Origin of the sequence: Bacillus cereus group sp. BfR-BA-01408 (genome assembly GCF_022663305.1) — a bacterium.
Classification (GTDB): Bacteria; Bacillota; Bacilli; order Bacillales; family Bacillaceae_G; genus Bacillus_A; species Bacillus_A pacificus.
Genome location: NZ_JAKUFF010000003.1, coordinates 33,559 through 46,252, shown reverse-complemented (window position 1 = coordinate 46,252; position 12,694 = coordinate 33,559). Strand labels below are relative to the sequence as shown.

Genomic DNA, 12,694 nt, shown 5'->3' with positions numbered 1-12,694 from the left:
TTATTACAATCTTAAAAATGTCCACAATGACAAGTATTTCTCATAAATATGCTTCCTCCTTGATAGAATGCATCATATTCTATGTTTGAAAGTATACAATGGCTTGTTTGTTAGTCTATTTTCTCCATATTATAAGTAGAGTTAAAAGATTACATAAAAATAAAAAACCGTCACATGACGGCTTTTTATTTAGCAAACTATTCTTTTGTATAAAAATATTTAAGTCCTTTAGCATCTAACCACGCTGTCGCTCGATCTAATTCATTCCCTTGGCGATATGCTGTTTCAAATCTAACTAATCCTTGTTTATCTCCATATGAGATAATACGAGATTCATACCCAAGAGCATCCATCATTCCTAACATTTCTACTACTAACGCTGTACCAAATTCATACGTAACAACTTTACTAAATTTATTCACTATAATTCCAACTCCTTCTTGTTTTGTCGATTGTTCAACAGTTTGATTAGTAAACCAAACTAACGGTTTATTTCCCATTAACTTATTTAAATCACATTTTCCTATGCCGGCTACATTCCCTGTTTCTGTGTATTGCCAAATATCACATGGGTAGGCTGGTTTGTTACCACCATAACGAGGAATCCATACAAAATCACAATTGACATTTGCCATTCCAAATGGAGCATACATATGATGAGCGATGTATAAACCGATTTTCTTAGCTCCTAATCTTCGTAATTCATCAATAAAAGCTTGTGTACCTGCTCTCATATCGTTCATTGTTTTTACTTCTACGTCAGCTACCCAAACTGTTGCATTTTTATCACCACGGTTCCAAAAGTCTCTCGCCTCTATCCGTGCATCCTCTACTGAAACGAAACGACAGAACGCATAATTACCAAACGGAATATTTCTTGCTTTCATTGCTTGTACATAATTTTTATATAAAGGATCTACATAATTTGAACCATCTTGCACACGTGCAATTACAAAATCTAATTGTGGTGCTGCAATATCCCAGTTAATGTCGCCATTCCATTTCGAAATATCTACAATGCAACCCATCATTTAACATCTCCTTTTTCGTTATTATATTCAAAGCTTGTTTTTTTGCTATTATCATCTAATAAATAGTATGAGAAGTATTGTATTATTTAGTAATAATTTAAAATTCGGCTTATGTATTGAGAAAATAAAATATTATTACGGGTTTAATAAGTAAAGACCTACAAAGCTCTAAACTATAATCAGTAGGAGGCCACAAGCAGTGCAATTCCCAGCTAATTTCTTAGCTTCATCCGAATTTTGAGGTATGAATTTTACTGCCCATTAAAGCGGGATACACAAAACCACCTTTCTGACAGGTGGTTTTGTGTACTACTTTACATATACATTATCCATATTTATAGTTACATAATTATTAATTACTTAATATACTTGTTAACTAAAAATAAGACAATTTTTAGTTTTTAATCAAACTAATTTTCGTTTTATCTCAAGTACTCATAGTACCATTTACGTGCATCTAACCAAGCTGTAAATTTATCGATATTTCCGGACGGATAGCCATTCGTTATAGCATAACCAATGCCATCTTTCTGAACGACAATTTGTCCATCAATACCCGCATCAACCATCGCCTGAGCCAAAGCTTGTAAATTGCTAAATGCTACACCACCAGTTTTTACTTTGAGCAAGTCCGTTGCACCTCCTCCAGTTTGTCCTGTAAGAGCAAATACAATAGAATTAGCGATTTTATCAACATTCCATTTTGCCATGTCGGATTCATTATCAATAAATCCTAATTCAATAAGAATAGCCGGTGCCTTCGTTCCATTTAATACCGCTAAATCTGTACGTTGTTTCGCACCTCGATCACGCCATCCAATATCTTTTGCTAGTTGAGCTGATATTTTAGCCGCCAAATCTTTCTGATCATAATACAAAACCTCAACACCCTGTCCATTTCCATCACTTGCATTAAGATGAAAAGAAATAACTAAATCCACAGCATGGGAATTGCTATTCCGAATGATATTATTTAAATTTTGTGATTGAGTTGTCCCTACCTCGTCCGTATCGTCATAAACCGTGTGTCCTAGGGATCTTAACTTAGTCGCCACAGCATCTTTAACTTGCCTATCTAGAACGTGTTCTTTCCGATTCCCAAAATTAGCCCCTTGAACAATACTATTGTGTCCTCCGTGCAAACTATATCTGGCCATTTACTTATCAACATCTCCTTTCTTAATATCATATTCAAAACTTGTCTTATTGCTATTCCCTCTTACAATCTTAACTGTCCCCATACGTCCTACATTTTCTATAGGTGAAGGCAAATCGTTTTCGATATAAAAAGTGGTGACACGAACAAAAAGCATCACCTTTTTGGCGATGCTTAAAAACTCTATTTTACGTTTTAGCTCCCTAAAAACAGTTTAAGCTCATGGTGACCGAAACTATACTTATATTTCCTCCTCTTCCTTCACTGCCTCTTTCAACCTCTGCAACATATACCCAATCCCTTTACAACCTGCTAACGGATACGTTATGGTTCCTTCTGGATATAATTGTGTTACTACTTTCTTATGCTTCTTGCCTGCAAGTAAAACGATTTCATCAAACTGAAGCAAGTCTTTTTCAATCATTTGTTGTTTTAATTGTTCCATACTAATAATCTCATCACTCTTTGAATTAAAAGCAAGATCATAGTTTTCTAGTACAATATCATTTGGCCTTAAAAATCCATGCTTCGCCGATAATATAACCCAATTCTCAAAAAACATCGTTGCATACGCCTGACACGCTTTTCCGAACGGGCTAATATATACATCTTTTGCCTCCATAGACCCGTAATCCGGATACTTATCCCAAATTTTCTTCTTTCCGCATGGAATTATACATAACCTTTTCATATATTTCTTACCTCTTCTTCTGCATAAGTAAAGTTAATTATTTTATACATTTTGCCCTCAACATGCTATATAATGATATTAAATATAAAAATTACATCTTTTACCATATGACCATCTTTTTTACTAATAATTCACTTTTTTAAGATTTGAAATCCCATTGCCCTATTTAAACATAGTACACTTTTTGTAAATATTATAATACTACAAATAATGGTACATTTACTTTTCAAAGCTCTTAATATTAATTAAAATATATGAATGATAAAATATTTTATCTTTAGAAGGAGGTGAACAAATGAAAAATATACTCCCTGCACTAGTACTCTATATTATTGTTTGCGTAATCGCTATGATTGCTCCAGCATCTCAAGGTTATAATCATGTGGGCTGGAAGTTGTTTGTTGGGCAAGCGTATGCTATACCTATTTTTCTCATTACAGCTATTATTACATTTTATATAAACAAGAAAAAATCTACGAACAAACAGCTATAAGGATAGCTAATGCTATCCTTATTTTAATTCATTAATCAGATCAACAATTACACTTGCAGTACTTTCTATCCTTTCTTCCGAAAAATCAAACGTGACACCTGTTTTTTCATATATTTCTTGTATTGGTAGGTTCCAGTCTGCACTCGCTCCCTCTTTAAAGAAAGTAATCGCTTTTTCTGGATCCTCTCGATAAATTTGAAACAATTGCATTGCTCCTATTTGCGCAATTGCATATTCAATTTTATAAAAAGGAAACTGAACAAAGTGAAATGACTCTACCCAACTCGAACCAATTTCATCTTCTAATCCGTCAATATTGACTGATGAATATTGATACCTTTTGCATAGTTCAGCGTATTTCTTATCACGCTCTTCTGGTGTATGGTTTGGATTTGTATAGATCCAATGTTGGAATACATCTCCTGCAATTGACGACAATAATAAAGACAAAGCACGATATAATTGTACGCGCTGCACTTCTTTATATTCATCCTCTTGCTTATAAAAAATAGTAAGCTTATCCATTACTAGTAACTCAAGACTGAGGGAATAAAGCTCAGCCACCTCTTCACGAAGATACCTTTCCTGCATGCTACTATCATTTTTAAATTGTTTATAAAAATGAAATGCATGTCCCACTTCATGTATGAGCGCATTAATCGCATAAAATGATGGACTAAAATTAGAATACACAAAAACCTCTTTACTATGAGGCAAGGTAAAACAAGCAGCTCCTGGTGCTTTATTTTCACGTTCTTCTACATCAATTAATCCTGCTTTTCGTATATGGATAAATTCCTCATAAAAATATAAATCTGTCTTCCGAAACATTTCTTCCAACCCATCCAATAAATCAATGGCATTTTGAAATGGAGCTTTTAGTATATTACATGGAGTAAGATCCCAAGGGCGATACGTTTTTACACCGAGATTCTTTTTAGAAATACTCCCTAATTGTTTCCAAATTGGTACAACATACTTTTCTATAGATTCATGGAGCTTATAGCAATCTTCAATGTTATAATCTCTGTTTTTTTGTTTATAAGCATATTCACTATAATTATGAAATCCTGCATTTAAAGCGAGCTCATTCCGTAATTGTACGAGCTCATTCATAATACAATCTATTTCCATCTTCACTGCACTTCTTGCTTCACATAAAGCGTACCAAGCTTTTTCACGAATAGCTCTATTAGAGTTATCTAGCTGTGCTTTAACGTATGCATACGTCTTTTGCTCTCCCTCCCAATTAATTGTTATGTTAGACATTATTTCTCTATACCTCGTAATAAGCTCTTGCTCTTTAATAGAAAGAGCAATATTTTCTTCATTAAACATTCTACTCTTCACAAATCTTGCTTTTTTCATAAATCCATATTTCTGCTCATCTAATAAGTCGAAAAACGGACACTCTCTAAATTTCTCGTCAAATTTTGCAGTGTATCTTTTTAAAAGTGGTTGAATTGTATTTTGATTATACATATGTAAATCACGCATATTTCTGTCATCTGTATCTCTATACGTGGCGATTAAACTACTTGTTATCTCCTCTTCTACTTCAGCGGTTACACACAGTTCATCGAAAAGCCAACTTTCTAATTCTAAAACAGAAGTAATATTTCGCTCTAAAAGTGACTGTAATTTACTTTCAAATTCATTAAGCATACACAAACCCCCTATTAAAAAATTGAATCTTCTGTTTTCTGCAGATAGAAAAAGACAAGTAGCCAATCCGACTACTTGTCCTTTTCTATCTGTACTCAATAAAATTAAGCTTGGAATGCTTCTGTTAATACTGGTACGATTTGTTTTTTACGAGATACTACACCTTTTAATGTAGCAGTGTTGTTTTCTAGAGATACGTTGTATGCTTTCTCAACAACGTTTGCTGCGTTACCGATCGCAAGACCGACAGAATCATTTGTTAAGATATCAGTTACAACAAACAAGAATAGGTCTAAACCTTTTTCTTCTACTACTGCAGAGATAACTTTTTCAAGTTCTGCTTGGTGTACAAGAACGTCGTTCGTATCAACAGCGTTTACTTGTGCGATTTCAACTTTCGCATTACCCATTTGGAATTCTTTAGCGTCAAGAGAGATTAATTGCTCCATTGTTTTTCCGCTTAAGTCAGCACCAGCTTTTAACATTTCTAAGCCGTAGTTATCAGCATCTACACCAGCGATTTCCGCTAGTTCACGAGCTGCTGCTACGTCTTGCTCTGTGCAAGTTGGAGATTTGAATAGTAAAGAATCTGAAATGATTGCAGATAACATTAAACCTGCAACTTCTTTACGAATTGTAATGCCGTTTTCTTTGTACATCTTGTTTAAAATTGTAGCTGTACAACCAACTGGCTCACAACGGTAGTAAATAGGATCGCTTGTTTCAAAGTTAGCAATACGGTGATGGTCAATAACTTCTAACACACGAACAGATTCGATATCGTTAGCACTTTGTTGACGCTCGTTATGGTCAACTAAAATAACGTTGTCCACTTCGTTTGCAACTGTCTCAACAAAACGCGGTCCTTCTACTTTAAAATAGTCTAACGCAAATTGAGTTTCACCGCTGATTTCGCCTAAACGTACAGGCTCAGCATTCATTCCTAATTCTTTTTTCAATTCTGCATAAGCAATTGCAGAACAAATTGCATCTGTATCTGGGTTTTTATGCCCGAAAACTAGTACTTTTTCCATGTTTTCCACCTCTTCATGAAAAGGATATCTTAAAGAAGCAAATATGACAATATTTAAAGCATAATTTTTTATAAATAATTGCACTTTCTTCTATATTTTTCATCGTTTTTCGTAAAAAAAGATCATCTAAAATGAATTAGATGATCGAAATGTATATTTTATCCCGCTTTAATGTGCAGTAAGACCCCCACTGATTAAAGTTTCACTTTATTTAAAATAAGCTAGGAGCTTGCACTACATGATTTAGCGGAAAATTCGATGCCAAACCATTATTTACAAGGTTAACATCGATAACTTGATAAAATGCATTCCCAGTGTCTGCAATTTCCCACACAGCTAAAATAAGGTGATATCCATTTCTATCAGTAGGCACATTTGCTTCATGTGTTACGGAAGTTCCAGGTCTAGCTCCTCCATCATTTTTCACATAGAAAGGCACTAAATCTAAATCATACCTCGTTAAAGGCTTATTTGGATTCCAATCTTTCTTCGTAATATAATATTTCCACTCTTTCGTACTATGAGGAGCCGTTAGTTTCCACTTGAATGTATTCGTCCCACCGTTTAAAGTAACTTTCTTCCACCTATCTACAGTCTGTACATCTAAAGCAGGGAAATGGCCAGCTCCTGCGATTTGACCATCCGAAGGTCCTGATTGCGGGAAGCCACCTATTCCTTCTACACTTTGCGGTTCATATTGAATCGGACCGCAATTTACATTTACCCCTTGCTTACATAAATAAGAGCGGCTCGCTGGTGATTCAACATATCCATGAGCGGAAGCTTTTTCTGAAAAACCGAAAGTTAACAATCCCGTAAGTAATATGCCACCACTTAATATAACTTTCTTCACCTTCTGTAAACCTTTCGTTTTCATCTCGTCATCCCCTTTCCCATAATAAAGCGAAAATAACTATAGTTGCCTAGTCATCTTCTCTACATCCATTATAAGTCGAGGGACATTACGAAAAGAACCCTCTAAAAACTTTCTCAAATTCAATTCGTATATTAAACAAATTCAAATAGCACAGCTAGAAAAATATTGACGGTGTTATTTGAATTTGAGCATAATAGCTATAAAACTTTATAATAAATAACTGTCGCATCTAAATTACCATTTGGAGAAATTGCGTATTCTGGTATTTTTCCAGCTTCTTGATAATCTAATGATTTATACAATTTATTCGAAGGATCTCCTTCTCTCGTATCTAGTACTAAAAGAGACCTATTTTCTTGCTTTGCTCGTTCCTCTGCTTTGCGCATAAGTGAACGTCCAATGCCATTACGTCTAAAGTTTGGATGAGTCATTAACTTACAAATTTCAGCTCTATGAATCCCATTAGGCTTTGTAACTAAATGTAATTGAATACTCCCTGCCACTTCATTATTTATTTTAGCAACATATAAGATCACTTCTGGTGCTAAAACAGTTTCCCAATACTTCGCTGATTCTTTTTGATCCAGTGGAGGTAAAAAACCAATTGACGCCCCATCATTTACAACCGTTTTCAAAAGTTTAGAAAGCTCTTCCATATCATCATTTATTTTCTTAATCTCTTCAATTACTAAATTTTGCATTACTAATCCCCCTTTTGTTTCATTGTACCAAGTTTTAAAGAAGGAATAACAGAATACTAAAAGGAAATATATATTTAAATAGAGCATACTTTTAGAATGTATGAATGATGGAGGGATTAATCATTAGCAAAATAGGATTTGACTTAATACATCATAAGGACGACTTTGATCTTGGATATGAGGATATAGAAGCGATATCTAAGAACTGTAAATTTTCTAACTGCTCTCATACAAATGAACCACATTGCGCAATTAAAAAAGCTATTTCCGATGGAATTCTTACAAAGGAAATAATGAATAGTTATTATCGAGATAAGAATGAATTCAAATATGTATGTAATCAAAAAAACAAAACAAAAGCTATTGATTATATGAAACAATTGAAACTTTTTAGAAAATCTTAAAAATAAATAGTTGTTTCTCATTCCCACTATATTTAAGAATCTTACTTTGCTACATCACATACAAGCTAATTTTCATACTCAAATTTAATCTCACGTAAAAGAACGTTTTAAACATAAAGTTTAAAACGTTCTTTTCTATTCAATGCTTATGATTTTTCAGTTCTGTTAAACACTCTTGTACTAAAGTTACTGCTTGACTCATTGCAGCTCCACCAGCAAATGCTGCTGATACACCACACGCTTCCAGAATTTCTTTATCTGAACACCCTTGATCAAGACAACCTTTTGTATGATAAACGGTACAATATTCATCTTGCGTTGCTAGACTAATTCCTAATGCGATAAGTTGTTTTTCCCTTTTTGTTAAAGAACCCTCTTGAAAACAAGCTTGCGTGAATGCATTATATGTTTCAGCAATTTCAGGAATTTGGTTTGTAAAACTACCGATACCTTCTTTATAATGATGTAGAACGTCATTTACTGAACTATGTTGTTCGTGCGCCATTTTATTATTACCTCCATTCCAATTATATGTACCTATTGTAGTATGTGATGAAAAGAAGGCAATATACGCCACCTAAAAAGAATGAATATTCAGTTTATTATAACTACAATTTCAGACTATCATCCACTACTGATTGTTCTTTATAGTTTTTCCTTTCAATCTCTTTACTTCTTTCTTCCCAAAAAGTTAGTCCTTCAATCCCTATATTTTTAGGATCAAACACTGGATCTTTCCCTTCTTTTTTCTGTGCTTCATAATCTTTTAACACTTTTAATGCAATTTTGCTTAATAGTAGAATCGCGATTAAGTTTAACCATGCCATACTACCGATTCCTAAATCTCCAAGATTCCATAAGAGCGATGCTGATTCTACACTACCGATGTAAACCATAATTAAAAATCCAATTTTCAAAACTGGTTTTAACCAACTATGTTTAAGCTCACGATCTAAATAAGTAAGTGTCGTTTCAGCGATATAGTAGTAAGCGAGTAAAGTTGTAAAAGCGAAGAAGAAGATTGCGATTGAAATGAATAATGGACCAAACCCAGTCATAACAGTTTCAACTGCTTGTTGAGTATAAATTGGGCCAGCATCAACATTCCCTATATTTTTTACAATAGCGCTTTTCCCTTCCGGTATAACATTATACATACCTGTTATTAAAATCATAAGAGCTGTCGCTGTACATACGACAATTGTATCAATGTATACAGAAAATGCTTGAACTAACCCTTGTTTTGCTGGGTGAGATACTTCAGCCGCAGCAGAGCTATACGTCGCTTCTCCAACGCCAGCTACATTTGAAAATACAGCGCGCTTTACGCCCCATGCAATTGCTGCACCGACGATTCCACCAAACATTTCATTTATACCGAAAGCACTAGAGAAAATTAAAGCAAACATACTTGGAATTTCCGTTACATTCGCAATTAATACGATACATGTAACAATTACATATCCAATTGCCATAAATGGAACCAGCATTTGTGAAACGCCTGCAATTCTCTTTACGCCACCAAAAATGATTGCTGCTAATAATAAGACTAACAATATACCCGTTATATATTTACTAATACCGTTAGAGTTTTCGAATCCCACTGCGATACTACTAGATTGAATACCTGGTAATAAAACGCCATATGAAAGTGTTACAACGACTGCTACAATGATTGCAAACCATTTCATTTTCAAGCCTTTTTCAATGAAATATGGTGTACCACCGCGATATTCATTTCCAACTTTACTTTTATATACTTGAGATAATGTTGATTCAACAAATGCACTAGCTGCTCCTAATAGTGCCATTACCCACATCCAAAATACAGCTCCAGGTCCGCCAAAAGCGATAGCTGTCGCAACCCCTGCAATATTACCTATTCCAACCCTACCAGATAACGCTAAACAAAATGCTTGAAAGGATGAAATTCCCGTCTCCGAGCTCTTCCCTTCAAATAATAGTTTAATCATTTCTTTAAAATAACGAATTTGTAGAAAACGAGTTGCAATTGTAAAATACACACCTGCTCCTAAGGCGAAAACAACTAATCCAATACTCCATACTTGCCCTACTAACCACTCTACTAATTGCTCCATCCAAATCCCCCTTATCATTATTCTGAAAACTATTTTATATATAAGAAAACGGACAACTATTATTAAATCTTCCAGTTGTCCGCCTATCTCATTATTTCATTCCTCTATTTATTAACAGTTAGATTCTCTATTACTTTATATTTACCCAAACACTCTTCACTTCTGTGTAATTATCAAGCGCATATGAACCTAACTCACGACCGATTCCAGATTGTTTAAACCCACCAAATGGTGCAGCTGCATTTTCTAAGTTATAATCATTAATCCATACTGTTCCTGCCTTTAATTTATTGGCAACTTGATGTCCAGTTTTAATATTTTGTGTCCATACGCCTGCAGCGAGTCCGTATGACGAGCGATTTGCTCTTTCGATTACCTCTTCTGTTGAATCAAATGGAAGTACAACGACAACTGGTCCAAAAATTTCTTCTTTCACAATTGTCATATCATCAGTAACATTTGTGAATACCGTTGGCTGTACAAAATAACCTTTTTCAAATGCACGTTCACCACCAGCAGCAACAGTAGCGCCTTCTGCTTTTCCTTGTTCAATGTAATGTAGTACACGCTCTTGTTGCTTTTTAGATACGAGTGGACCCATTTCTGTTTCCTTCTCCATACCTGCTCCAAGTTTCACGTTATTCGCCATTTTTACTAGTTCATTTACGACTGTTTCGTAATGTTTTCGGTGAACGAACACGCGAGATCCAGCACTACAATTTTGGCCGTGATTATACATAATACCTTGGAATGCGCCGTTAATCGCTTCTTCTAAATCAGCGTCTTCTAAAATGATATTTGGTGATTTACCACCAAGTTCTAACGTTACATGTTTAATAGTTTCTGCAGATTGACGCATAATATATTTTCCTGTAACTGTTGAACCTGTGAAGGCTACCTTATCAATATCATGATGGTTTACAATTGCAGCTCCCGCTTCAGGGCCGAAACCTGGCACAAAGTTTACAACACCTTTTGGAAAACCTGCTTCTTTAAAAAGTTTCGCTGTATATAATAACGATAAAGGCGTTTGTTCTGCTGGTTTTAATACGATCGTACAACCTGTCGCTAGTGCAGCTCCCATTTTCCAAGAAGACATAACGAGCGGAAAATTCCAAGGAATAATTTGTCCTACAACCCCAACAGGTTCATGGCGTGTATAATTTAAGTAATCTTTTGAAATCGGAATTGTTTGCCCGATAATTTTCGTAGCCCATCCCGCATAATAGCGGTAATTTTCTACAGTCGCTGCAATATCATCATCCAGTGCTACTTGATATGGTTTCCCGTTATCTAAAGCTTCTAACTGCGCCAATTCTTCTCCATGCTCTTCAATTAAGTCTGCTAATTTATAAATAAGATGTGCTCTTTCAGCAGTAGTCATTTCTGCCCAAGGTCCTGATTCAAATGCAGATCTTGCCGCTTTTACTGCGACATTAATATCCTCTTCTTGTGCTTCGCATACAACAGCTAAAACATCTTCAGTTGCTGGATTGTATGTCTCAAATGTCTTCCCGCTAATGGAAGGAACAAATTCACCATTAATAAACATTTTAATTTCTTCATTTAAAAACGCTTTCACTTTTGGTTTTAGTTCAATGTTTTTCGTTAACATATATGCTCTCCTCCTTATTTAAACAGCTGCATGAGCAGCAATTTTTGAAATAATCATTTGAAGCTTTTGATTCTCTTCTTCAGTTAATCCGAGTCTCGGATAGCGAGAAGGCCCTCCAGCTTGCCCGTGTAATTCCATTGAGCGTTTAACGATTTGTACATATTTTCCGGACCTTTCAAGAAACTCACAAAGAGGTAAAATCGCATCGTTTATTTCCCAAGCTTTTTCTAATTCACCATTTTGGAAATGCTCATACATTTTCGTAACAAGTCCCGGTACGATATTACCTGCTACTGAAACCCAGCCCGTCGCACCAACTAAATAAGATTCCATAACTAAATCTTCAGATCCACAGAATACTTGAAACGCACCTTCGCCTTGTCTTACTAAATCTCTTGCTTTTCGAATATCTCCGCTAGATTCTTTAATATGTGTAACATTTTCACACTCTTTTCCAATGCGTAGCATGAGTTCTGTACTCATATCAACACCAGATGTAAACGGGTTATTGTATAACATAATTGGAATATTTACAGCGTTTGAAATTTCTTTAAAATGAAAATATATTTCCTCTTCTTTCGGTTTACAATAATACGAATTTATAATTAATGCACAATCCGCTCCATACGCTTCTGCATGTTTCGTATATTCAATCGTCTCTTTCGTCGTCTCCGCAGCAGTTCCAACAATAACCGGAATACGACCATCCACTTCTTTTAATACTGTTTCTACCATTTTAAATCGTTCTTCTTTTGACAAACTAACAAACTCTCCTGTGCTTCCGTTTATAATAATGCCAGCCACTTTTTGCTCAATAAAGTAGTTTACATTTTGTTTTACACCGTTCCAATTAATTTCTTGAAACTCATCCATCGGTGTGATTAATACTGGAAATGCCCCTTTAATATTTTTCATATTTATCTCTCCC

The 12,694-nt window shown here is 34.9% G+C and carries 13 protein-coding genes; 2 read left to right on the top strand and 11 right to left on the bottom strand.

Annotation, left to right across the window (positions count from 1 at the left end; genetic code table 11):
* Nucleotides 1-197: 197 nt before the first annotated feature.
* From MR083_RS02730 to MR083_RS02720, 3 genes are all read right to left on the bottom strand, one after another.
* Complete coding sequence (locus MR083_RS02730) at nt 198-1,028, bottom strand: GH25 family lysozyme (protein WP_242268568.1); 831 nt, start codon at nt 1,026-1,028, stop codon at nt 198-200.
* Between the two features lie 425 nt (nt 1,029-1,453).
* Entirely contained in the window at nt 1,454-2,188 is a 735-nt protein-coding gene (locus MR083_RS02725) for an N-acetylmuramoyl-L-alanine amidase (protein WP_000135295.1), read from the bottom strand.
* A gap of 240 nt (nt 2,189-2,428) precedes the next feature.
* A complete protein-coding gene (locus tag MR083_RS02720; RefSeq protein WP_000824888.1) occupies nt 2,429-2,878 on the bottom strand; it encodes a DUF6884 domain-containing protein in 450 nt (149 codons plus the stop codon).
* Nucleotides 2,879-3,173: 295 nt separating this feature from the next.
* Here MR083_RS02720 and MR083_RS02715 point away from each other — a divergent pair, with 295 nt between their 5' ends.
* Nucleotides 3,174-3,371, top strand: coding sequence for a DUF4017 family protein (locus tag MR083_RS02715; protein ID WP_000789868.1), 198 nt, complete (start codon nt 3,174-3,176; stop codon nt 3,369-3,371).
* 18 nt (nt 3,372-3,389) lie between these two features.
* On the opposite strand, the gene MR083_RS02710 is transcribed toward MR083_RS02715, so the two are convergent.
* The 4 genes from MR083_RS02710 to MR083_RS02695 all read right to left on the bottom strand — a co-directional run bounded on the left by MR083_RS02710 (nt 3,390) and on the right by MR083_RS02695 (nt 7,648).
* Nucleotides 3,390-5,036 carry a M3 family oligoendopeptidase gene (locus MR083_RS02710; RefSeq protein WP_242268451.1) on the bottom strand — a complete coding sequence of 549 codons (1,647 nt, stop codon included), beginning with the start codon at nt 5,034-5,036 and terminating at the stop codon, nt 3,390-3,392.
* A 104-nt stretch (nt 5,037-5,140) separates the two neighbouring features.
* Nucleotides 5,141-6,070 carry a manganese-dependent inorganic pyrophosphatase gene (gene ppaC, locus MR083_RS02705; RefSeq protein ID WP_000416846.1) on the bottom strand — a complete coding sequence of 310 codons (930 nt, stop codon included), beginning with the start codon at nt 6,068-6,070 and terminating at the stop codon, nt 5,141-5,143.
* Between the two features lie 211 nt (nt 6,071-6,281).
* Entirely contained in the window at nt 6,282-6,947 is a 666-nt protein-coding gene (locus tag MR083_RS02700; RefSeq protein WP_242268450.1) for a lytic polysaccharide monooxygenase, read from the bottom strand.
* A gap of 197 nt (nt 6,948-7,144) precedes the next feature.
* Nucleotides 7,145-7,648: a GNAT family N-acetyltransferase gene (locus MR083_RS02695; protein WP_001180580.1), complete on the bottom strand. Its 504-nt coding sequence runs from the start codon at nt 7,646-7,648 to the stop codon at nt 7,145-7,147.
* A 107-nt stretch (nt 7,649-7,755) separates the two neighbouring features.
* Here MR083_RS02695 and MR083_RS02690 point away from each other — a divergent pair, with 107 nt between their 5' ends.
* The gene (locus MR083_RS02690) at nt 7,756-8,052 is read left to right on the top strand and encodes a P-loop NTPase family protein (RefSeq protein ID WP_000398675.1); all 297 of its coding nucleotides are present in this window, start codon (nt 7,756-7,758) and stop codon (nt 8,050-8,052) included.
* A gap of 139 nt (nt 8,053-8,191) precedes the next feature.
* On the opposite strand, the gene MR083_RS02685 is transcribed toward MR083_RS02690, so the two are convergent.
* From MR083_RS02685 to dapA, 4 genes are all read right to left on the bottom strand, one after another.
* Nucleotides 8,192-8,629, bottom strand: coding sequence for a carboxymuconolactone decarboxylase family protein (locus tag MR083_RS02685; protein WP_011040414.1), 438 nt, complete (start codon nt 8,627-8,629; stop codon nt 8,192-8,194).
* Nucleotides 8,630-8,660: 31 nt separating this feature from the next.
* Nucleotides 8,661-10,151, bottom strand: coding sequence for an alanine/glycine:cation symporter family protein (locus MR083_RS02680; RefSeq protein WP_000437003.1), 1,491 nt, complete (start codon nt 10,149-10,151; stop codon nt 8,661-8,663).
* A gap of 130 nt (nt 10,152-10,281) precedes the next feature.
* Complete coding sequence (locus MR083_RS02675) at nt 10,282-11,766, bottom strand: aldehyde dehydrogenase family protein (RefSeq protein ID WP_000956379.1); 1,485 nt, start codon at nt 11,764-11,766, stop codon at nt 10,282-10,284.
* A gap of 18 nt (nt 11,767-11,784) precedes the next feature.
* Nucleotides 11,785-12,681: a 4-hydroxy-tetrahydrodipicolinate synthase gene (dapA, locus tag MR083_RS02670; RefSeq protein WP_000789613.1), complete on the bottom strand. Its 897-nt coding sequence runs from the start codon at nt 12,679-12,681 to the stop codon at nt 11,785-11,787.
* Nucleotides 12,682-12,694: the final 13 nt, after the last annotated feature.

Coding starts and splice junctions, on each gene's coding strand:
- MR083_RS02730 (WP_242268568.1), bottom strand. CDS start 1,028: ATGGGTTGCATTGTAGATATTTCGAAATGGAATGGCGACATTAACTGG.
- MR083_RS02725 (WP_000135295.1), bottom strand. CDS start 2,188: ATGGCCAGATATAGTTTGCACGGAGGACACAATAGTATTGTTCAAGGG.
- MR083_RS02720 (WP_000824888.1), bottom strand. CDS start 2,878: ATGAAAAGGTTATGTATAATTCCATGCGGAAAGAAGAAAATTTGGGAT.
- MR083_RS02715 (WP_000789868.1), top strand. CDS start 3,174: ATGAAAAATATACTCCCTGCACTAGTACTCTATATTATTGTTTGCGTA.
- MR083_RS02710 (WP_242268451.1), bottom strand. CDS start 5,036: ATGCTTAATGAATTTGAAAGTAAATTACAGTCACTTTTAGAGCGAAAT.
- ppaC (WP_000416846.1), bottom strand. CDS start 6,070: ATGGAAAAAGTACTAGTTTTCGGGCATAAAAACCCAGATACAGATGCA.
- MR083_RS02700 (WP_242268450.1), bottom strand. CDS start 6,947: ATGAAAACGAAAGGTTTACAGAAGGTGAAGAAAGTTATATTAAGTGGT.
- MR083_RS02695 (WP_001180580.1), bottom strand. CDS start 7,648: ATGCAAAATTTAGTAATTGAAGAGATTAAGAAAATAAATGATGATATG.
- MR083_RS02690 (WP_000398675.1), top strand. CDS start 7,756: ATGGAGGGATTAATCATTAGCAAAATAGGATTTGACTTAATACATCAT.
- MR083_RS02680 (WP_000437003.1), bottom strand. CDS start 10,151: ATGGAGCAATTAGTAGAGTGGTTAGTAGGGCAAGTATGGAGTATTGGA.
- MR083_RS02675 (WP_000956379.1), bottom strand. CDS start 11,766: ATGTTAACGAAAAACATTGAACTAAAACCAAAAGTGAAAGCGTTTTTA.
- dapA (WP_000789613.1), bottom strand. CDS start 12,681: ATGAAAAATATTAAAGGGGCATTTCCAGTATTAATCACACCGATGGAT.